15 protein-coding genes are annotated in these 20,347 nt (G+C 75.8%); 5 read left to right on the top strand and 10 right to left on the bottom strand.

From position 1 onward, the window contains the following. Positions 1-62 precede the first annotated feature (62 nt). On the top strand, positions 63-755 hold the full coding sequence (locus tag ACZ6CZ_RS10045; RefSeq protein WP_469017395.1) for a hypothetical protein: 693 nt from the start codon (positions 63-65) through the stop codon (positions 753-755). A gap of 80 nt (positions 756-835) precedes the next feature. On the opposite strand, the gene ACZ6CZ_RS10040 is transcribed toward ACZ6CZ_RS10045, so the two are convergent. Further along, positions 836-2,464, bottom strand: a complete 1,629-nt coding sequence (locus ACZ6CZ_RS10040; RefSeq protein WP_469017393.1) for an AMP-binding protein — start codon at positions 2,462-2,464, stop codon at positions 836-838. Then, positions 2,461-4,134, bottom strand: a complete 1,674-nt coding sequence (locus ACZ6CZ_RS10035) for an AMP-binding protein (RefSeq protein WP_469017390.1) — start codon at positions 4,132-4,134, stop codon at positions 2,461-2,463. The genes ACZ6CZ_RS10040 and ACZ6CZ_RS10035 overlap by 4 nt, the downstream gene beginning before the upstream one ends. A 177-nt stretch (positions 4,135-4,311) precedes the next feature. Between ACZ6CZ_RS10035 and ACZ6CZ_RS10030 the strand changes: the two genes are divergently transcribed. The 3 genes from ACZ6CZ_RS10030 to ACZ6CZ_RS10020 all read left to right on the top strand — a co-directional run bounded on the left by ACZ6CZ_RS10030 (position 4,312) and on the right by ACZ6CZ_RS10020 (position 9,181). Beyond that, the gene (locus ACZ6CZ_RS10030) at positions 4,312-5,148 is read left to right on the top strand and encodes a helix-turn-helix transcriptional regulator (RefSeq protein WP_469017387.1); all 837 of its coding nucleotides are present in this window, start codon (positions 4,312-4,314) and stop codon (positions 5,146-5,148) included. Positions 5,149-5,346: 198 nt separating this feature from the next. Then, on the top strand, positions 5,347-8,151 hold the full coding sequence (locus ACZ6CZ_RS10025) for a helix-turn-helix transcriptional regulator (RefSeq protein ID WP_469017384.1): 2,805 nt from the start codon (positions 5,347-5,349) through the stop codon (positions 8,149-8,151). A 238-nt stretch (positions 8,152-8,389) separates the two neighbouring features. Further along, the gene (locus ACZ6CZ_RS10020; RefSeq protein WP_469017382.1) at positions 8,390-9,181 is read left to right on the top strand and encodes a S1 family peptidase; all 792 of its coding nucleotides are present in this window, start codon (positions 8,390-8,392) and stop codon (positions 9,179-9,181) included. A gap of 141 nt (positions 9,182-9,322) precedes the next feature. Here ACZ6CZ_RS10020 and dmpI read toward each other — a convergent pair whose 3' ends face one another. The 8 genes from dmpI to ACZ6CZ_RS09980 all read right to left on the bottom strand — a co-directional run bounded on the left by dmpI (position 9,323) and on the right by ACZ6CZ_RS09980 (position 19,680). Continuing rightward, positions 9,323-9,505 carry a 4-oxalocrotonate tautomerase DmpI gene (dmpI, locus tag ACZ6CZ_RS10015; RefSeq protein WP_469017380.1) on the bottom strand — a complete coding sequence of 61 codons (183 nt, stop codon included), beginning with the start codon at positions 9,503-9,505 and terminating at the stop codon, positions 9,323-9,325. A gap of 108 nt (positions 9,506-9,613) precedes the next feature. Then, positions 9,614-10,480 carry a LysR family transcriptional regulator gene (locus ACZ6CZ_RS10010; protein ID WP_469017378.1) on the bottom strand — a complete coding sequence of 289 codons (867 nt, stop codon included), beginning with the start codon at positions 10,478-10,480 and terminating at the stop codon, positions 9,614-9,616. Positions 10,481-10,534: 54 nt separating this feature from the next. Next, a complete protein-coding gene (locus ACZ6CZ_RS10005) occupies positions 10,535-11,656 on the bottom strand; it encodes a winged helix DNA-binding domain-containing protein (RefSeq protein WP_469017376.1) in 1,122 nt (373 codons plus the stop codon). 73 nt (positions 11,657-11,729) lie between these two features. Continuing rightward, positions 11,730-13,031, bottom strand: coding sequence for an extracellular solute-binding protein (locus tag ACZ6CZ_RS10000; protein WP_469017373.1), 1,302 nt, complete (start codon positions 13,029-13,031; stop codon positions 11,730-11,732). Next, the gene (locus tag ACZ6CZ_RS09995) at positions 13,028-14,041 is read right to left on the bottom strand and encodes a hypothetical protein (protein WP_469017371.1); all 1,014 of its coding nucleotides are present in this window, start codon (positions 14,039-14,041) and stop codon (positions 13,028-13,030) included. The genes ACZ6CZ_RS10000 and ACZ6CZ_RS09995 overlap by 4 nt, the downstream gene beginning before the upstream one ends. Then, positions 14,038-15,603 (bottom strand): VWA domain-containing protein, encoded by a 1,566-nt coding sequence (locus tag ACZ6CZ_RS09990; protein WP_469017369.1) that lies wholly within the window; start codon positions 15,601-15,603, stop codon positions 14,038-14,040. Before ACZ6CZ_RS09990 ends, ACZ6CZ_RS09995 begins: the two co-directional genes overlap by 4 nt. Positions 15,604-15,643: 40 nt before the next feature. After that, the gene (locus tag ACZ6CZ_RS09985) at positions 15,644-17,929 is read right to left on the bottom strand and encodes a serine/threonine-protein kinase (RefSeq protein ID WP_469017366.1); all 2,286 of its coding nucleotides are present in this window, start codon (positions 17,927-17,929) and stop codon (positions 15,644-15,646) included. Then, entirely contained in the window at positions 17,926-19,680 is a 1,755-nt protein-coding gene (locus tag ACZ6CZ_RS09980; protein WP_469017364.1) for a trypsin-like serine peptidase, read from the bottom strand. The genes ACZ6CZ_RS09985 and ACZ6CZ_RS09980 overlap by 4 nt, the downstream gene beginning before the upstream one ends. A gap of 197 nt (positions 19,681-19,877) precedes the next feature. Here ACZ6CZ_RS09980 and ACZ6CZ_RS09975 point away from each other — a divergent pair, with 197 nt between their 5' ends. Then, positions 19,878-20,318: an SRPBCC family protein gene (locus ACZ6CZ_RS09975; RefSeq protein WP_469017362.1), complete on the top strand. Its 441-nt coding sequence runs from the start codon at positions 19,878-19,880 to the stop codon at positions 20,316-20,318. Positions 20,319-20,347: the final 29 nt, after the last annotated feature.

The raw sequence follows: 20,347 nt of genomic DNA, 5'->3' as shown, positions 1-20,347 counted from the left end.
GCGGGGCACGGCGGGAGCACGATGGGAGGCGCTGTCCGACGCGACGTCCTTCGGTGGGGGCCATGGAGAGAACCGTGCCGGTGCGCTGTCCGGCCTGCCGGCGCGAGCACCGCTACACCGCGCCGTCCTACCCGTGCGCCTGCGGCGCCCCGGTCGCCCCGTCGCTGGACGACGCGGCCCGGCCGGCCGTGGTGGCGCACCGCGCCTGGGACGAGGACTGGGTCACCGTGTGCTGCGGCTCCTGCGGGCGCCGGGACCAGTGGCCGCAGCCGGAACTGGGCTGCCCCTGCGGCACGGTGCTGCGCATCCCGGTCACCGGGGAGCCGGCCGGGGCCGCCGCCGCGCCGGGCTCCGGGCCGCCCGCGGCCGGGCCCCGGCCCGCCTTCCGGCCCGTCACGATCCGCACCGCCCGCGACGCGGTCACCGCCACCGCGCTGTATCTGCGCTGGCTGGGCTACCGGGACGTCCGCCGCGCCGAGCGGCGCCCGCCCTCCGGCGTCGGCCTCGCCGCGCCCGGGCTGCTGGCCCACGTGGACCCGACGGTCCGCCCGGCCTCGACGCGGGACGTGGAGTGCCTGTGGCTGACGGCCATGTCGGAGTCGGTGGCCTGCGCCTACTTCTCGCTCGCCGGGTACGCCGGCGACGCCCGCCGCGGCGCCGACGCGCTCGGCGTACCGCTGTTCGTGCTGGACCTCACCGGCGCCCCGCAACCGGTGAACGGCCCCGCCGCCGACCTGGACGCGGCGAGCACCTGAACCGGCCGGGACGAGCGGACCCCGGCCGGCCCGGGCGCCCGCTCACCCCACGGCCGTCACACCCGCTCCACCCCACCGCGTCACGCCTGCTCCGGGTCCGTTCCGGTGGCGTAGCGCCGGCGCAGTTCGACCTTGCGCACCTTTCCCGACACCGTCATCGGGAAGGCGTCGAGGATCTGGAGCCTGCTCGGGATCTTGTAGTGCGCGAGGCGTCCCCGGCAGAAGGACCGCAGGTCCTCCAGGGTGAGCGGGTCGGCCGGGTCCCGGGGGACGACACAGGCGAGGACCTCCTCGCCGTACGTCTCGTGCGGCACCCCGACGACCTGGACGTCCCGGATACCGGGGTGGGCGTAGAGGAACTCCTCGATCTCGCGCGGGTAGACGTTCTCGCCGCCCCGGATGATCATGTCCTTGATGCGGCCGACGATCTCGACGTACCCGTCCTCGCGCATCACCGCCAGGTCGCCGGTGTGCATCCAGCGCCCGGCGTCGATCGCCTCCGCGGTCTTCCCGGGTTCGTCCCAGTAGCCGAGCATGACGCTGTAGCCGCGGGTGCACAGCTCGCCCGCCTCGCCGCGCGGCCGGGTCACCCCGGTCGCCGGGTCGACGACCTTGACCTCCAGGTGGGGCAGCACCCGGCCGACGGTGGCGGTGCGGTGCTCCAGGTCGTCGTCGACGCGGGTCTGGAGGGAGACCGGGGAGGTCTCCGTCATGCCGTAGCAGATGGCGACCTCCGCCATGTGCATCTCGCTGATCACCCGTTTCATCACCTCCACCGGGCACGGCGAGCCCGCCATGATGCCGGTGCGCAGCGACGAGAGGTCGTAGGCGGCGAAGTCCGGCAGGTTCAGCTCGGCGATGAACATGGTCGGCACGCCGTACAGGGACGTGCAGCGCTCCCGCTGCACCGCCGCCAGCGTCGCCGCCGGCTCGAAGGAGGGCGCGGGGATGACGATGCAGGCGCCGTGCGAGGTGGCCGCGAGGTTGCCCATGACCATGCCGAAGCAGTGGTAGAAGGGCACGGGGACACAGATGCGGTCCTGCTCGGTGTAGGCGACGGACTCGCCCACGAAGTAGCCGTTGTTGAGGATGTTGTGGTGCGAGAGGGTGGCGCCCTTCGGGAAACCGGTGGTGCCCGAGGTGTACTGGATGTTGACCGGGTCGTCGCAGGACAGCTCCGCCTCGCGGGCGGCGAGGTCGCCGCGGTGCCCGGGCGTCGCGCGGGCGGTGAAGTCGTCCCAGCCGGGGTCGCCGAGGTGGACGGTCTCCCGCAGCCCCGGACAGCGCCCGCGGACCTCCTCCACCATCGCCCGGTAGTCGCTGGTGCGGTGGCGGACGGAGGCGAACAGCAGCCGGACGCCGGCCTGCCGCAGGACGTACTCGACCTCGTGCGTGCGGTACGCGGGGTTGATGTTGACCAGGACGGCGCCGACGCGGGCGGTGGCGTACTGCACCAGCACCCATTCGGGGCAGTTGACCGCCCAGATGCCCACCCGGTCGCCCTTGGCGATGCCGCCGGCCAGCAGCGCGCAGGCCAGCCGCTCGACGTCGGCGGCGAACGCGGCGTAGGTCCAGCGCCGGCCGGAGGGCACGTCGACCAGCGCCTCGCGGTCCGGCCAGGCGGCCGCCGCGCGGTCCAGGTTGACGCCGATGGTGTCGCCGAGCAGCGGTGTCGTACCGGTGCCGTGCGCGTACGAGAGGCCGCTCACCGCACGTCCTCCTCGCGGTACTCGTGGGCCGAGCCCGCGGCCGTGGCCTCGCGCAGCTCGATCCGGCGGATCTTGCCGGAGACCGTCTTGGGCAGCGGGGCGAACTCCAGCCGCCGGATGCGCTTGTACGGCGCCAGGACCTCGCGGGAGTGCTCGAACAGCGCCTTCGCCGTGTCCGCGTCCGGCTGCCAGCCCTCGGCGAGGACCACGTAGGCCTTGGGCACCGCCAGGCGCAGGTCGTCCGGCGCGGGTACGACCGCCGCCTCGGCGACCGCCTCGTGCTCCAGCAGGGCGCTCTCCAGCTCGAAGGGGGAGATCTTGTAGTCGGAGGCCTTGAAGACGTCGTCGGAGCGGCCGATGTAGGTGAGGTGGCCGTCCGCGTCCCGTGCGGCGACGTCACCGGTGCGGTAGTAGCCGCCCGCCATCGCCTCCGCCGTGCGGTCCGGGTCGCCGTGGTAGCCCGCCATCAGGCCCACCGGCCGGGCCGACAGGTCGAGCGCGATCTCGCCCTCGGTGGCGCCGGGGGCGCCGGAGACCGGGTCGAGCAGCTCGACGCGGTAGCCGGGGCTGGGCCGGCCCATCGAGCCGGGTTTTAGCGGCTGGCCGGGGCTGTTGGAGACCTGCACGGCCGTCTCGGTCTGCCCGAAGCCGTCGCGCACCGTCACCCCCCAGGCGGCCCGGACCCGTTCGATGACCTCGGGGTTGAGCGGCTCCCCGGCGGCGACCACCTCGCGGGGCGGGGTCCGCAGCCGGTCCAGGTCGGCCTGGATCAGCATCCGCCACACCGTCGGCGGGGCGCAGAACGTCGTCACGCCCGCCCGGTCCATCTCGGCCATCAGCCGGCCCGCGTCGAACCGGGTGTAGTTGTGGATGAACACGGTCGCCTCCGCGTTCCACGGGGCGAACAGGTTGGACCAGGCGTGCTTGGCCCAGCCCGGGGAGGAGATGTTCAGGTGCACGTCGCCGGGTCGCAGGCCGATCCAGTACATGGTGGCCAGGTGCCCGATCGGGTACGAGGTGTGGGTGTGCTCGACCAGCTTGGGGTGGGCGGTGGTGCCCGAGGTGAAGTACAGCATCAGCGGGTCGTCGGCGAGGGTCGGACCGTCCGGGAGGAACTCGGCGGGCGCCGCGTACGCGTCCTCGTACGGCTCCCAGCCCTCGGTCGGCAGGCCGCCGACCGAGATCCGCGTGTAGGCGCCGGGCACGTCGTCGAACGTGGCGGTGTCCGCGGCGCGGGTGATGACGTGCTTCACCCGGCCCCGTGCCACCCGGTCGCGCAGGTCGGCGGGGCCGAGCAGGGGGGTGGCCGGGATGACGACCGCGCGCAGCTTCATCGCCGCCAGGGCCGTCTCCCACAGCTCGGCCTGGTTGCCGAGCATGACGAGGACGCGGTCCTCGGCGGCGACGCCCCGGGCGCGCAGCCAGTTCGCCACCCGGTCGGAGCGCTCGGCCAGCTCGGCGAAGGACAGCCGGGTGTCCGGGCCGTCCTCCTCCACGATGTGCAGGGCGGTGCGGCCGTTGCCCCGGGCGATGACGTCGAACCAGTCCAGGGCCCAGTTGAACCGGTCCGGGCGCGGCCACTCGAACCCGGCGTACGCGGTGGCGTAGTCCTCGCGGTGTTCCAGCAGGAAATCCCTGGCGCTGCGGAAGAGTTCCGTCGCCGTCGTCATATGCCCTCCTCGCTTCCTCGGTCGCTCGCCCCGGGGACACGGCCCCCCGCGGTTCACTCCCGTGCTGCCGGACCATTGCCGGGCGGCTCTCTGGCATCGTGTAATCCGTGACGCAGGTCTCACTACCCCCGAACGGGGGTGTGGGCCTCACCCGAGCCGCGACGAAGGGGCGAACAGGTGGCAGCAGATGCCGCTGGGGCGGTGGACATACGCAGCGCGCTGGCCCGGCTGCGGTACGCCACGGGCCTGCCGGTCGCCTTCGGCGGGCTGGTCGACTCCGGGCGGCCCCGCATCCGCATCAGCGAGCTGAGCGGTACGGCCACCCCGGCCCTGCGCTCGCTCGCGGTGACCTCCGGCAACGGCCTGGGCGGCAAGGCGGTGGCGCTGGCCCGCCCGTGCGCCGTCACCGACTACTCCGTCTCCCGGCAGATCAGCCACGAGTACGACGCCCCGGTGGCCACCGAGGGGCTGCGCTCGGTGCTGGCCGTGCCGGTGGTGGTGCGGCGCCGGGTGCGCGGCGTGCTCTACGGCGCGCTGCGCACCGCCCAGCCGCTGGGTGACCGGGCGCTGGGCGCGGCGGTGGCGGCGGCGCGGGACGTGGAGCAGGCGCTGGTGGTCCGGGACGAGGCGCGGGGGCTGCTGGCGGCGCTGCGGCCGGCGCCTGCCGCGGTGGAGGCGGGGGCGGCCGCCGCGTGGGAGCAGGTACGTGAGGCGCACGCGGCGCTGCGCGCGCTGGCGCCGCGCATCGACGACCCCGTGCTGCGCGCCGACCTGCTGGCGGCGTGCGGGCTGCTGACCGCGCCGGGCGGGGTGGCGGCGGTGGGCCTGGCGCCGCGCGAGCTGGACGTGCTGACCTGTGTGGCGGCGGGCGCGACCAACGCGGCCGCGGCGGAGCAGCTGGGCGTGCGCCCGGAGACGGTCAAGGGCTATCTGCGTTCGGCGATGCGGAAGCTGGGCGCTCACACCCGGGGGGAGGCGGTGGCCATGGCGCGTCGGGCCGGGATGCTCCCCTGACAGAAGGGCGGCGGCGCGAGCAGCCTCACCCGCGCCGGCCGGGTGGTCGTAAGGAAGCGTGTCCGTCAGTGCCGGTCCGCCGGGAATTCGGCCGGGCCCGGCCCCCTCCTGTTATTTCCCTCACCACGGCTTCCGTCCGAATTTCAAGGATCGTTGCCTAGAATTTGGCCCGGACACGACATCGAGGGGAGCGGCACCGTGCGACGGGACTTCCAGGAGCCTGCGGGATGCCGCCCCGACCTGGTCATCGGCCGGGAGGAGCTGTTCGCGGCCGCGCGGGAACAGCTCGCCTCGGGCGGCAGTGTCCTGCTGCACGGCCCCGCCGGAATAGGGAAATCGACCGTCCTGCGGGCATTGGCCGAGGAATACGGCGCCACCGCCCGTACGGTCCTTCGCTGCTCGGCCACCGAGTCCGAATCCCACCTTCCCTTCCTGGCCCTCGCCGACCTGCTCGGCCTGGTCCTCGAGGAGGTCGCCGCCCGCATCCCGGCCGCCCAGCGCACCGCCCTGGAGTCGGCGCTCACCGGGCGCGGCGAGTCCAGCCTCCAGCGCGACGGCCTGGCGCTGCGCCTGGCGGTGCTGTCGGCGCTGCGCGCGCTGGCCGACGACGGCCCCGTCCTCGTCGTCGCCGACGACCTTCAGTGGCTGGACCCGGCCAGCGCCGAACTCCTCGGCTTCGCCGCCCGCCGGCTGGGCGGCACGCCGGTGCGGATGCTGTGCGCGGTCCGCACCGAGGGCCAGGAGGCGTACGACCGCCAGCTGCGCGCGTCCCCGCCGGACACCCTGGCCGTCCGGCTGGGCCCGCTGACCCGCGCCCAGGTCTCCCGGCTGCTCGAGCACCGCGGCCACACCGGCCTGCCCCGCTCCACCGTCCGCGACATCCACCGCACCAGCGGCGGCAATCCGCTGTTCGCCCTGGAACTCGGCCGCGCCCTCGCCGAGAGCCCCACCCCGCCCCGGCCGGGTGAGCCGCTGCCGGTGCCGACCTCACTGCGCGCCCTGGTGCTCAGCCGCCTGGACATGCTGTCGGTCGAGGCCCGCCGCACCCTGCTGGTGGCCAGCGCCGGCGCCCGCCCCACCCCGGCGCTGCTGCACGCGGCCGGGCGCACCAACGCCGAGGCGGAGTGCGCCCAGGCCGCCGAACTGGGGCTGCTGGCCACCGACCCGGAGGGCCCGGCCGTACGGTTCGCGCACCCGCTGATCTCGGCCGCGCTGTACGCGGAGGCACCGGCGCAGGAGCGGCGGGCCGCGCACGCCGCTCTGTCGACCGCGGCCTCCGACCCGATCGAGCGGGCCCGGCACCTGGCCCTGGCCACCACCGGCACCGACCCGGAGGCGGCCGCCCGGCTCGCCGAGGCCGCCGCACTGGCCCGGGACCGCGGGGCGCCGTCGGTGGCCGCGCAGCTGGGGCTGCTCGCCGCCCGGCACACGCCCGCCGGGTCCCTGCCCGGCCCGGACGAGCGGCGGTTGCAGGCCGCGGAGGACGCCATCACCGCGGGCGAGGTCGACCTCGCCCGGGACATCGCCCGCGAGGTGCTGACCCGGGCCACCGGGCCGGCGGACCGGGTGCGGGCCTGGATCATCGTGATCGACACGGCGGGCCACACCATGTCCGAGGTCGACGCGGCCTTCCCGCAGGCCCTGGCCGACGCGGGCGACGACCCCCGGCTGCTGGCGCTGGTGCACTACCAGCTGGCCTGGCGGGCGCTGATCGTGCAGGGCGACTTCACCGAGGCCCGCGAGGGCGCCGCGCACGCCGCCGGGCTGGCCGCGCGCGGCGCCGACCGGCGCACCGAGCTGCTGGCGCTGGCGCTGCAGGCCCAGATCGAGACGCTGATGGGCCATCCGGCCGCGCCGGAGACCATCAAACGGGCGCTGAAGGAGCCGCAGGACCCCCGGGTGGCGGGCCATCACAACGGGGCGGGCAGCGCCCGGTTCCGCTGGCTGGTGATGGGCGACCAGCTGGCCGAGGCCCGGGCGACCGTCACCGCGCTGCTGCGCGAGGTGCGCCGGCGCGGGTCGGTGGAGAGCGAGGTGCACTTCCTGCGCGGGCTCGCCGAGACCGAGCTGCGGGCCGGGCACTGCGGCCAGGCCCTGGACCTGGCCCGGGAGGGGCTGCGGCTGGCGCAGGACTGCGGGATCGGCGAGACGGCGTCGGCGATGCTCACCGCACTCGCCGAGGCCTCGGGCGGCGATGTGGACCGGGCGCTGGCGCTGGCCCGGGAGGCGGTGCGGCACGCCGAGGAAGACGGCGACCAGATGTATCTGTCGCGCGCCCTGGGCGCCCTCGGATACGCCCAGTTGGTGGCCGGTGACCCGGCGGGCGCCGTCCGCTCGCTGCGCCGGGTGCGCGAGCTGGAGGCGGGTCTGGGCATCACCGACCCGGCGCGCGGCCGCTGGCACGGCGACCTGGCCGAGGCACTGGTCCGCATCGGTGAGGCAGCCGAGGCGCAGGACGTCATCGACACCAGCCGCGGCCATGCGCTGCGGCTCGGCCGGGCGAGCGTGCTGGCGGTCCTGGACCGGGCGGAGGCGCTGGTGCGGGCCGCCCGGGGCGACCAGGAGGCGGCCGTCTCCCAGCTGACGTCCGCTCAGGACCGGCTCACCGCGCTCGGCTACGGCCTGGAGGCGGCGCGGGCCGCGTTCGCCCTGGCCCGGCTGCGCGGCCGACGGCCCGGACCGGTGTCGTACGACGAGGCCGCCCGGCTGTTCCGGCGCTGCCGTGCGCTGCCGTGGCTGCGCCAGGTGGAGGAGGCCGCCGCCGCGCCGGAGCGGCCGGCCGCGGCGGTGCCGGACACCCTGGACGCGCTGGCGGGGCTGGCCTCGATGGAGCGTCAGGTCGCGGCGCTGGTGATGGAGGGCGCCACCAACCGGGAGATCGCCGCGCGGCTGTTCGTCAGCGTCAAGACGGTCGAGGCGACCTTGACCCGGGTCTACCGGAAGCTGGGCATCCGCTCCCGCGTCGACATCGTCCGTTTGGCGGCGGGCCGGCGCGCGAAGTGAGGGCGCTGCCGGTTAACTGAGCCGGACCGAGGGTTTTCCCTCCCCTACTCCCTTAGGGGGTTCCCTCATTGGGAGCCGAGGGTTCCGGGTCCTAGCGTAAAGGGCGTGCCGCTCGCCCGGGCACACGGGGTCGGTCCCTCCCCCGCACTCGACGTTCACTCGAGCGGGGGGTCCCGCCCCCGTGCACCACCCCCCACGCCCGTGCGACCCCCCACCGGCAACCCCACCGAGGAGACTCATGTCCGGGTTCACTCGTGCCAGAAGGACCGCGGCCACCCTGGTGGCCACCGCCGCTGCCGCCGCCGGCGCGCTGATCGCCGCCCCCACCGCGACCGCCGCCCCGCAGCCCATCGTCGGCGGTACGACGACCACCACGACCGCCTACCCGTTCATGATGCAGATCACGGACCCATCCGGTAACCAGTTCTGCGGCGGCACCCTGGTGGCGGCGCGGAAGGTCGTGACGGCGGCGCACTGCATGGTCGGCGAGAGCACCGGCAGCGTCCGCGTGGTCGGCGGCCGCACCTACCTCAGCGGCACGAACGGCACGGTCAGCAAGGTGAGCAGGATCTGGGTGAACCCGGACTACACGGACGCCACCAACGGCGACGACGTGGCCGTCCTGACCTTGTCGACGTCGATGTCGTACACCCCGGCGTCGTACGTCTCCTCGTCCCAGACCGGCGTGTACGCGGCGGGCACCACCGCCCGCGTCCTGGGCTGGGGCACCACCTCGGAGAGCGGGAGCTCCTCCAACCAGCTGCGGACCGCGACCGTCCCGGTCGTCTCCGACTCCAGCTGCAAGAGTTCCTACGGTTCGGACTACGTCCCGACCGACATGGTCTGCGCCGGATACCCGTCCGGCGGCGTCGACACCTGCCAGGGCGACAGCGGCGGTCCCCTGCTCATCGGGGGCGTCCTGGCAGGGATCACTTCCTGGGGCGAGGGGTGCGCGGAGGCGGGCTACCCGGGTGTGTACACCCGGCTGGCCACCTTCTCGAACCTGGTGACCGCACAGGTCAACTCGTGACCCGGAGGACTTCCCGAGCACCCCTCGGGTAACTGCCAGGGGGGCGTTGCGAGCCACCACGAGCGGCCCGCAGCGCCCCCCTACCCACCGTTCGGCCAGCGTTTCCGCGGCCCCCGGACGCCCGGTCCCGGGGCCGCCGGGCTACTTGTCGGCGGTGAGCTTGCCGGCCACGCCCCAGCTGTCCGCCGGGACCTCGTGGATCCACACCTGCACGCTCTCCGCCGGGACGCGCAGCGCGTCGACGAAGGCGTCGGTGACCCGCTTGACGAGGTCCCGCTTGAGTTCGGTGTCGCGCGGGCCCTGCTGGATGGTGACGATCGGCATGACTGGCTCCTTCGGCCGGATCCCACCGCGGCGTTCGCGGTGTTCGGTGCGGGACCAGTCCATCGCGGCAGGCCGCCGCGACCAAGGGGCAGTTCGCGACCGCCGCGATCAGTTCTCGTGATCGCCGCAGGCCAGCAGCAGGGTGTCCAGGTGCTCCGCGGTCCGTCCGGCGGGTACGGCGAGCCCGGTCGACAGGGCGAGACCCGGCGCGCGGAACGGTACGAACGCCACGCGCGGGGTGTGCAGCACGCGCGCGTGGGAGGCGTACACGACCGTCCACAGCGGCCGGGTGCCGATGGTGGCCAGCGTGTCCTGCAACGAACCGCTCACCGGTCCGGGCAGCGGCTCGAACCCGGCCTCGTGGCAGGCACCGACGACCAGGTCCACCAGGGCGGGGTTGACGCGGCGTTCGACGAGGCTCAGCGGCAGCGCGGCCAGTTCCCGGACGCTCGTCTCGGCGCGGGCGGCCAGCGGATGGCTCGCGGGGAGCGCGGCCACCAGCGGGTCCGACCACAGCGGCACCACCCGTACGCCCGGCACCGGCTCCACGGCCCGGACGAACGCCGCGTCCAGCTGCCCGCCCGCCACCCGGGTGAGACGCTCCGCGGCCGGCAGCGACACGAGTTCCACGGGCGCGCCGGGCGCCCGGCGCGCGAACGCGGCGAGCACCCGGTCGAGATGGGCGCCGAGCCCGGTGCTGGTGCCGATCCGCAGCCCCGCGGGGGCGGTCACGGCGGCCCGCGCCCGGTCGGCCGCCGTCAGCACGGCCCGGGCCTCGGGCAGCAGCCGCTCCCCCGCCGCGGTCAGTCTGACCCGGCGCGGCGAGCGGTCGAACAGCTCGGCGCCCAGCTCGCGCTCCAGCCGCTGTATCTGCTGGCTGACCGCCGACTGCACGATGTGCAGCCGCGCCGCGGCCCGCCCGAAGTGCAGCTCCTCGGCGACGGCGACGAAATAGCTGAACTGCCGCAGTTCCATGGCCCCGACTGTAGAGGTGCGGTACCCGGGGGCGCCGCACCGGGCGACGGGCGCTCACGGCGGCGGGGGCGGGGTGATCGGGCCGAAGCGGATGGTGTGCGGCGTGTCCGGGTGCAGGGTGGTGAGCATGCGTTCGGCCTCGGTGGTGACCTCGCGCCTCTGGGCCGTGGTGAGGGCGGCGAAGGGTTCGACGACCAAGCCGTCGCCGGCCAACTTCCACAGGCCGGCCACGAAGCCGTCGAGCAGCAGCGTGCGGTGGGCCTGGTTGCCCTGCCAGGTGCGGCCGTGGTGTTCGGGCGGTACGACGCGGCCGCGCTCGGCGTGGGAGAGGAGCAGGTTGTCGAACTCGGGCAGGAAGCGGGGCGGCGCCGGGGTGTCCGGGTCGGGGCGGGGGGCGTCGGGGAGGTCGAACAGCTCGGTGCCGGCGGCGTCGCGGAAGGTGACCAGGCGCGGACGCAGCCGTTCGAAGGCATCGCGGAGCCGGGTGAGTCCGGCCCAGGTCTGCATGTCCCGCACGGACGCCGGCCCGAAGGCGGCGAGGTAGCGCAGCACCGCGGCGTCGGGTGCGGGGGCCGGTCCGGCGGCGCGGCCGAGCCAGTGCTCGGCCGTGGTGAGGGCGACCTGGCCGCTGCGGCCCCACAGTCCGCGCGGGGTGACCTGGACCAGGGGCAGCGAGCAGCGGGCGGCGACGCCGAGCGCCTGCGGATCGGCGCCCGGCCACCGTTCGTGCAGGGCCTCGCGCAACTGCGCCATGGTCCGCGGCTCGGCCTCCACCAGCGTCCGGGTGAACGCGGCCAGCCGGTCCAGGTCGACGCCGGCCAGTCCGCGCCGGAAGCCGTTGAGTTCGCGCTCCCGGGCGGGCTGCACGAGCGGGCGCAGGGTCAGGCAGTCCTCGGCGGTGTGGGCGTGGATGGTGGAGCGCAGGGTGACGATGCGGACGATCTCGCGGTCGGCGAGCAGCCCGGACAGCTGCCCGGGGGTGAAGCCGTCGAGGCGGGCGGCGAGGGCGTAGTAGGGCGGCTTGACCGCCTGCGCCTGAAGGCCCACCAGGTGTGCCACCGCGTCCCGCGCGGACATCGGGGAGCGGTGCAGGAGCAACTGCCGGGCGAGGGTGGCGCGGTTGAGGGCGCGGGCGTCGAGGAGGGGGGCTGTCGCGGCGGTGCTCCGTTTCGTCATGGCCGCACGCTAGCGGCCCCCGCGGACAGGGCGTGTCCGCGACGGCCGCCGGGTGCGGTGCGGGGGCGGGGCGTCAGGGGGCGCGGTCGCACACCGACGGCAGCCAGGTCAGGCCGTCGTCGGCGCTCAGGGTGTCCAGGGTGGCGAGGAGGTGGCCGAGGTCCGCCGGATGGGCGAGGTAGCCGATGGTGGCCTGGGCGAAGGCGTCGCGTACGGCCGGGGGCATGGCGTCGGAGGCGTCGAAGCAGTGGACCGCCCGCGGGTCGAGCAGGGTGGCGGCCAGCGAGCGGTGCCAGCCGCCGGCGCCCCCGGAGGTGTCCGGTGGCAGCCCGGTGTGGACGGAGAAGCCGGAGCCCGCGCGGCTCCAGGCCCGCTGGGTCCGCGCGTCGGCGAGGTAGCGGATCAGCTCCCGCGCCTCCGGGGTGGCGTGCAGCAGCGCCACCAGGTCGCCGGAGACCTCCCAGGAGCCGGAGGCGGTGGCGCCCGGGATCAGTTGGGCGGAGGGCACGTACTCCCCCTGGGCCTGGCGCCACGGCCGCCGGTCGCGGATGAAGGACGCCTGGTGCTCCAGGGTGCACTGCCGGGGGCTGCGCGCGAGCAGGGCGGAGGCGCTGCGGTAGTCGGTGACGAGCGCGCGTCGCGCCAGGTTCTCGTCGCCGGCCCCGACCAGCCTGCCCCAGGTCGTCCAGGCGTCCCGGACCGGGGCGGAGTCCCAGGCGAGCCGGCCGCTCGCCCACTTCTCGTAGGTGTCGCGGCCCGAGCGCTGGAGCAGGATGTCCTCGATCCAGTCGGTGCCCGGCCAGCCGCTGGTGGCGCCGGACCCCATGCCCAGGCACCACTGGCCCGGCTGCTTCGCGGCCGCCCTGACCTGCCGCGCGCCGGTGTCCCCGGGATGCCAGACGATGCTCTTGAGGTCCGCCTTGAGCGGGAACCAGTAGACGTGCCCGCCGATGTGCGTCGCCCAGGACTCGTTGAAGTCCCCCGTGCCGAGCAGCTGTTCGACCGGCTGGAGCTGCCGGTCGGCGGCGTAGGCGGCGAGTTCGCCGGGACCGGTCAGCACCACCACGTCGGGCGGGGTGCCCGCCTCCACGTCGGCGCTGAGCACCTGGCTCTCGGCGGAGCTGCCCTCGTAGGCGACGTGGATGTGGTGAGCGCGCTCGAAGGGTTCGAGGACCGCCGTGCGGAAGTTCTTCTCGTCGGTGTCCGTCCAGTTGGCGAGCAGGCTGACGGTCGGCTCCCGGCCGTAGACGCGCACGCCCGCCACGACCGCCGCCGCCAGCAGCACCAGGCAGCTCGCGACGACGGTCAGGGTGCGCGTCAGGCGGCGCCGGGTGCCGTTGGCGGCCGGCGCGGGGCCGGTGCCGGGCGCGTTCACCGGGCACCGAACCGGTAGTCGTCGATGTGCGGCCGCAGCCCCGTCTCGGCCAGCGCCATGAGCAGGCCCCCTCCGATCACGATCCAGGTGGCGGCGGCCGCCCGGTAGCCGGTGTGCGCCAGGTGCGCGGCGGTGTCCTGCCCGGCCCCGGGGATGGCGGGCCCGGACAGCGGGCCGGACAGCAGTGCGCGGGTTTCGGCCATGCCCTCGTGGGTCTGCGCGGTGAACAGCACCAGGACCGTGAACCCGCCCGCCAGCAGGGCCGCGGCGGCCAGCAGCGGCCGGTTGTAGCGGCGCCGGAAGCGGTGGCGCAGGAAGCGCTGGGTCTCCAGCAGGGCCGCCGCCAGCGCCAGGACGAGCAGCGCGGTGACGCTCCAGGCGAGCCACAGCAGCACGCCGAAGGACGTCTGGTGGCGGACGACCGCCCGCTGCTGGCGCTGGAGTTCGCCCAGGCGCGCCAGGATGCCGGAGCCGTCCGCTGTCATGATGCCTTTCGCGTAGCTGAGGTACGCGTCCCGCAGGACGTCGCCCGCGGGGTACAGCTGGGCCGTCTGCACCATGCCGGTGTACTCCGTGATCAGCCCGGCGACGTTCTGCAGGGCCTGCCGGGCGGCCTGGCCGCCGACGTCCTCGGAGGCGGCGACGGCCAGGCTGTGCGCGGCGACCGAGATCTGCTTCCGGAACTCGCTGGTCGCCGGGGTGCCGACCGTGGTCTCCGCCTGCGCCAGGCCCAGCGCGTACAGCGCGGTGTCGATGGCGAGGACGGCCGGTGCGGTGGAGGTGCGCAGCGGGCGGGCGGCGCCGTGCACGCCCTGGTAGGAGACGAAGAGGCTCAGCGTCAGCAGGGCGCTCAGGGCGAGCAGCAGCCGGCGGCGCACGGACAGGTCGCGGGCGGTCGTACTGCCGCCGTCCGGGACGTGGTGCCCGGCGCCGAGGAGCCGCAGCAGGGGGCGGGGCAGGCCGACGGGGCCCGCGGTGCGGCCGGTACGGGCGTCGCTGGGTCCGCTCATGCCGGGCCGCCCAGGCGCTGCCCGCAGTCGCCGCCGCAGTAGACGGCGTCGGCCGGGCCGCGCCAGTGGCAGTGCGGGCACTCGACGAGGCCGTCGCCGCTTTCCGCCGGGGTGGCGGGCGGCTCGGCCCGCGGGCGGTCCGGCGGGCGCGGCGCGGCGGCCGCCCGCTCCGGCGGGGTGGTCATCGCGCTGGAGAGGATCAGGTGCTGCCAGTCGACGTCCTTCAGCCCCTCGCGGACCCGGCCCGTGCCGGGTCCCTCCTCGATCCGCCGCAGCGCGCCGAGCAGTTGGGCGTCGTCGAGCTGCCCGGCCAGCGCCAGGGCCCGGGCCAGCGCGCGGTCCGCCGCCGCGCTGCCGTCGTCGCCGCGCAGCCATGCCCGGTAGGCCCGCGCCACGGCCGCGCTGGCCTCCTGGTACAGCTCGTGGCGGCGCAGCGCGGGGTGCTGCCGGGAGACGTCGGCGGGGTTGTCGGTCCAGTGGACCAGGACCGGTTGCGGGGCGGGCAGCCGCACGGTCCGCCCGTGGTCGGGTACGACCACCTCGACGGCGGCGAGTTGCAGGTCCTCGCCGATCTCGTGGCCGGCGGGGTCGGCGGCCAGCACGACCTGGTAGTGCCGGACCTCCTCGCCCCAGGCCCGGGTGACGTACTCCACGCCGCGTTCGCCGGTCTCGGGGGCGGTCGCCAGGAGTTCCTGCTCGGTCGGCACCACCTGCCTGACCTGGCGGATCACCGTGCCGGCGGTGGGGGTGAGCCGGATGCGCAGCTCGGGCAGCGCGGTGCCGAGCAGGGCGTGCACCAGTTCCTCGTAGGCGGCGGGCAGTTCGGACTCGTGGCGGACCGCGCCCGCCCGGCCGTGCAGCCGCCGGGTGATGCGCAGCAGCAGCTCGGCGTCCCAGTCGTCGCCGATGCCCCAGGCGTCGCACACGAACCGTCCCTCGCAGGCTTCGAGGGCGCTCTCCAGCCGCATCGCGGCCCGGTCGTCGTGCTCGTTGCGGCCGTCGGTGAGCAGCAGGACGTGTCTGACGGGTGCGCGCTGCTCGGTCAGCAGCCGCCGGGCGAGGTCGAGCCAGTTGCCGATCGCGGTGCCGCCGTCCGCGTCCAGGATGCGTACGGCGTACTCGGCGGCCTCCCGCTGCTCCGGCCCGGCGACGGCCATCGCGGCGCTGCCGGTGCCGGGGTGGACGAGGGTCGCCTCGAAGCGCCCCGACAGCACGGCGAAGGCGGTGCCGTCGGGCAGCAGCCTGAGGGCCGCGACGGTGGCGTCCTTGGCCGCGTGCAGCTTGGACTCGGGGTGGAGCATCGACCGGGAGGTGTCGATGACCAGCACCTCGGCGAGACCGGAGGAGGTGCGGGGCGGCGTGCCGCCGGGGCGCCCTTCACCCGCGCCGTCTCCGCTACCGCCGTCGCCGCCCGTGTCACGGACTCCGGTGTCGTGGACGCCGATCTCCAGGACGGCGTGCATCTCGCTCTCCCGCGGTGGGCCGGTGGCGGTCCGCTCGGCGGACAGGAACTTGTTCTGGCCGACGGCCAGGGTCACCTCGATGCCACCGGTCGCGCTCATCGCTGGTGTCCTTTGGGACGGCTCGTCATGGGTTTCCTCTTCAGAAGGTGGTCATCGGCCGGACCGCGTGGGCCAGGTCGAGCAGCCGGCCGTGCTGGTCGGCCGTGCGGGCCTGGGCGGCCAGCTGCCGGAAGGACCGCTCCAGCAGCTGGCGCAGCCCGTCCCGCGTGCCGGGGCCGAACAGCTCGCCGGCCGGGAACCCCGCTGCCCCGCCCGGCCCCTCACCGCCGTGGTGCAGGACGGTGTCCCGCACCTCGGCCACCAGCCGGGCCCTGGACTCGCCGTGGGCGGTGCCGCCGTCCAGGCGCAGCTCGGGCAGGCGCCGGGCGGCGTCGCGCAGGTCGGACTCCGAGGGCGGCCGGCCGTGCAGGACGCCCGCGCGGACCCGCACCGCGGCGATCCGGGCGGCGTCGTGGTGCCGGGAGGTGGAGGGGACGTCGTCCAGGACGCGTACGGCCGCGTCGCGGTCCCCGGCCCGGAGGTGCCCGCGGGCCAGTCCGAAGGCGGCGGCCGCGTGGGCGAAGTCCCGCTGCCACACCGCCTCGTAGCAGCGCATGGCCCCCGGCGCCGGTGCTCTGCCGCCCTGTTCGGCGCAGTAGCCGAGGGCCAGCTTGGGTGCCGACTCGCCGGGCAGGGCCCGGTACACCGCCTCGAAGCAGGTGCCGGCCGACCGCACGTCGCCCCTGCTCAGGTGCAGCACGCCGCGGTGCCAGGCGATGCGCCAGTCGTGGCGGGCGGCGGGCTCGCCGAGCTGTGTCTCGGCCTCGGTGAGCCAGCTGGCCGCCTCCTCCTGGCGGCCGCCGCGCAGATAGGCGCGGCACAGCCACAGCGCGGTCTCGGGGGTGCCGAGCCGGGACTCGCGGCGCCACTGCCCGGCGACCCGGTCGGGGGCGTCGGGCGGAAAGGTGTCCAGCAGCAGCGCGGCGCCGTCGTCGGGGTCGGGCACGGGCTGCGGGAGGGCGGCGGCGACCTCGGCGGCCGGGGGCGGGGAGATGTCCAGGGCGCGGGGGCGGCCGCCGGGCCGGTCGGTGAAGCGGCCCAGGGACGGGATCGCGCCGAGGCCGCCGTCGAGGCCCGCGCCCGTGACGCGGAACCGGGTGGAGCTCTCCGGCAGTTGCTCCCCGAAGCGCAGGGAGCGGAACTCCCGCAGGACCTCCCACAGCTGGCGGGACATCTCGGCCGCCGAGCGGAACCGGGCGCCGGGGTCGGCGTGGGTGGCGCGGTCGACGAGGCGGCGGAAGGACTCGGGGGCGAGTCCGCGGCCCTGGTCGGCGCGCCGGGCCAGGGCCTGCAGGGTCATGCCGACGGTGTACAGGTCGCTGTCGACGTGCCAGCCGCGGGCGTCGATCTCCTCCTTCGGCGGGGCGAAGGAGGGCGTGTAGACGTAGGCGGAGGCACGGTCGCCGATCGCGCGGACCGCGCCGAGGTCGATGACCTTGACGGCCCGGCCGAAGTGGATGACGTTGGCCGGCTTCATGTCGCAGTACAGCAGCCCCCGTTCGTGCATGTACTGAAGTGCCCCGAGGATCTTGCAACCGTAGGTGAGCACGTGGTCCAGGCGGGGGCGGCCCTGGAAGACGCGGTCGGCGTCGTCGGCGTCGAAGAGCTGCTGCAGGGACCGGCCGCCGATGTAGTCCATGACGAGGTAGCCGGTGGGCGAGCGGCCGGGGACGCGGTGTTCGGCGTAGGTGATGATGCGGACGATGTCGGGGTGGTGCAGGTCGGTCAGTGAGCGGCGCTCCTCGACGGCGTTGCGGCGGGCGAGCGCGTCGTGGACGTTGATCAGTCCCTTGAGGACGACCCGGTAGCCGTCGGCGCGGACGTCCTCGGCGAGGTGTATCCAGCCGAGGCCGCCGCGGGCGAGGCAGCCCAGGACGCGGTAGTGGTCCGCTACCACGTCGCCCGGCTCCAGCTGGGGCAGGAACGAGTAGGGCGTGCCGCAGCGCGGGCAGTGGCCGGTGGGGCGGGCGGGCGCGCCGCCGTAGCCGACGCCGATCGTCATCGTGCAGCCGTTCGCCCCGCAGCGGCGGCCGCCGGTGGGCGGCCGGGGGTCCTCGACGAGCGCCTCGGCGGCCGGCGGGGCGACCTCGGGCAGCCGGACCAGCCCGTGCTGGTCGAGGTCGCCGACGCCCGCGACGGCGTGCAGGGGCCCGGGGGCCGGCGGTTCGCCGGCTTCCGGGCCGGGGCCGGTCCGTCCGCCGCCGGGGCCGGCCGGGGGCGGGGCGGCCGGCTCGGTCCGGGCGGCCGTGTGCCGGTGGCCGCAGGTGTCGCAGTAGCCGGTGCCCATGATGAGGCCCGCGCAGCCGGGGCGGACGCACGACGTCACGACGGTCCCCCTTCACCGGACGGCGCGCGGGGCGGTGTGCCGGACGGTGTGCCGGTCGCGGCGGTGGCCGGGCCGCAGGAGCAGTGGCCGACGAAGCGTTCCACGGCCGTCTCCGCCTCCTCCAGGTCGCAGGGGGACCGCTGGAGCAGGGTGAGGGCCCTCTCGTAGAGCCGGTAGGCCTCCAGCAGGCGGTCGTGGTCCGCGGCCAGCCGGGTCCGGCACAGCCGCCACTCGGCGGTGACGAGGCCGAGGAGTTCCTCGACGCGGTGGACGCGGGGGGCGAGCAGCCCGATCGCCTCCTCCAGGCGCTGCCGCCGGCGTTCGGCGGCGTCCTCGAAGGTGAACAGCAGGTCGACCCAGCGGGGCTCCTGTTCGCGCTCGGGGGTGTGGGCCACTCCCTCGCGCAGCAGCCGGGTGCGGGTGACGCCCTCGTGCGCCTTGGCGAGCAGGCGGGCGGCGCGCGGCTGCGGGCCGCCGGTCACCCGGTCCCGGTGCCGTTCCAGGGTGGGACCCAACTCGTCGAGGATGCGGTCGAGTTCACCGTGCAGCCGGTCCCAGCGCTCCCGCAGCGGGCGGTGGACGAGGGACTCGGCGGCGTGTGCGGCGCGGCCGCCGCGGCGGCGGAACACCAGCAGCAGACGCGCTCCGTGCTGGGCGAGCCGGTCCAAGGTGGCGAGCAGCGCGTCCGGTTCCGCCGCCTCGTCGACGCCGACGAGGACGGCGGTGAGCGGGGCGCGCAGGGCGCCGATCCGCTCGGGCAGCGGGTCGAGGGGGTCGTCGTGCAGCCCCAGGCGGTCGGCGACGCGGTCCATGACCTGGGTGACGGTGAGGTCCTTCACGTCCAGGGCGAGGTCGTGGCCGCCGGCGGGCGGGACGGTCTCGGGAGGGTCGCCGGCGAAGGCGCCGGTGTGCTGCCGGGTGCGTAACTCCCGGTCGGCGAGGGCGATCGCCCGCTTGAGCGTCCAGGCGCGGCTGCCGCGGGCGGGGACGACGGTGACGAACACCGGCCAGCCCTCGCCGCGCAGCCAGGCGGCCAGCTCCCGGGCGAAGGGCACGTCGAGTTCGCCGGTGGGCCCGCGGGTGCCGGGGCGCAGGGTGCGGTCGACGGCCTCGGCGCCGTCGGTCCAGGCGGCGGCCCGCGGGAGGTGGCTGAGGATGGTCTCGGTGGGGCTCATGTAGCTGAACGCGGGGCGCGGGCCCTCGTCCACGCTGAGCACGATGCCGATGACCCCGTCGGTCGCGTGGTCGACCACTCCCCCGCCGCTGAAGCCCGGCCCGGCCAGCTCGCCGGGCGTCTCCGGGCGCAGCTGCACCTGGTTGTCCGCGCCCCGGCCGCCGACCAGGGTGGCGCCGTGCCAGCGGCCGCCGTCGTGGCCCTCCGGGAAGCCGTACATGGCGACGCGGCGGTGCGGGGCGGCGAGCCGGCGCAGCCGGGTGGTGTCCTGGGCGGGCCGGGGCGCGGCCAGCCGGAGCAGTGCGAGGTCGCCGCTGCGGTCGCCGAACGAGTCCTCCTGCACGGGGACGTAGGCGCCGTCCTCCACGGTGGCCAGGACGCCGGGCGCCCCGGGCACGCCGACGAAGTGGGCGAGGTAACGGGTGCCGGGGCCGACGAGGTGGGCGGCGGTCAGCACCAGGTCGGGTGCGAGCAGCACCCCGGCGCCCAGGATCGTGCCGTCCGGCCGTTGAATGCGGGCGACCCAGCGCGGTGTGTGCCACCACGAGGTGACGACTCGCTCCCCCGTGCGCGTCATGTCACGAGAGGTTACTCCGGGTGCCGGTGCGCCACCACCGATGTGCACACAGTCGTGACCACCGGCCGCGGGAGGGCGTCGTCCGGGTGGGCGCGGGGCCCGGTCCGGGGGCGGCGTCCGCCCCGACGACCCCGGCGCGCCCCGCCGGTCGGCGGCGCCGGCGCCGGCGGGGGCCGGCCGTTCCCTACGATCGTGCCGTGGTCATCTTCTCGCTCGAACGCACCGCGCCGCTCCCGCCGGACGAGGCGTGGCGCCGCCTCACGCGGTGGCCCCGCCACGCCGACGTGGTCCCGCTGACCCGGATCACCGTCGCCACGCCCGGCCCCACCCGGGAGGGCACCCGCTTCGTGGCCCGCACCGGCGGGGGGCCGCTCTCCTTCGACGATCCCATGGAGGTCACGCTCTGGCAGCCGCCCGCCGACGGCGGGCCCGGCCGGTGCCGGCTGGAGAAGCGCGGCCGGGTGGTGCTGGGCTGGGCCGAGATCGAGGTCCGGCCGGAACCGGGCGGCCGCAGCCGCGTGCTGTGGCGCGAGGACATCCGGCTGCGGTTCCTGCCGTCCGCCGCGGACGGCCTGCTGCGCCGGGCGGGCGGTGTGGTCTTCGGGCGGGCCGTCGACGGGCTCCTCGGACGCCCGTGAGCCCGCGGCGCACCGGCGTGCGTTCGGCT

Source organism: Streptomyces sp. NPDC041135, from assembly GCF_055592085.1.
The sequence above is the reverse complement of the archived record's forward strand: the minus strand, read 5'-3'. Positions and strand labels throughout refer to the sequence as shown.

Coding starts and splice junctions, on each gene's coding strand:
- ACZ6CZ_RS10045 (WP_469017395.1), top strand. CDS start 63: ATGGAGAGAACCGTGCCGGTGCGCTGTCCGGCCTGCCGGCGCGAGCAC.
- ACZ6CZ_RS10035 (WP_469017390.1), bottom strand. CDS start 4,134: ATGACGACGGCGACGGAACTCTTCCGCAGCGCCAGGGATTTCCTGCTG.
- ACZ6CZ_RS10020 (WP_469017382.1), top strand. CDS start 8,390: ATGTCCGGGTTCACTCGTGCCAGAAGGACCGCGGCCACCCTGGTGGCC.
- dmpI (WP_469017380.1), bottom strand. CDS start 9,505: ATGCCGATCGTCACCATCCAGCAGGGCCCGCGCGACACCGAACTCAAG.
- ACZ6CZ_RS10010 (WP_469017378.1), bottom strand. CDS start 10,480: ATGGAACTGCGGCAGTTCAGCTATTTCGTCGCCGTCGCCGAGGAGCTG.
- ACZ6CZ_RS10005 (WP_469017376.1), bottom strand. CDS start 11,656: ATGACGAAACGGAGCACCGCCGCGACAGCCCCCCTCCTCGACGCCCGC.
- ACZ6CZ_RS09995 (WP_469017371.1), bottom strand. CDS start 14,041: ATGAGCGGACCCAGCGACGCCCGTACCGGCCGCACCGCGGGCCCCGTC.
- ACZ6CZ_RS09990 (WP_469017369.1), bottom strand. CDS start 15,603: ATGAGCGCGACCGGTGGCATCGAGGTGACCCTGGCCGTCGGCCAGAAC.
- ACZ6CZ_RS09980 (WP_469017364.1), bottom strand. CDS start 19,680: ATGACGCGCACGGGGGAGCGAGTCGTCACCTCGTGGTGGCACACACCG.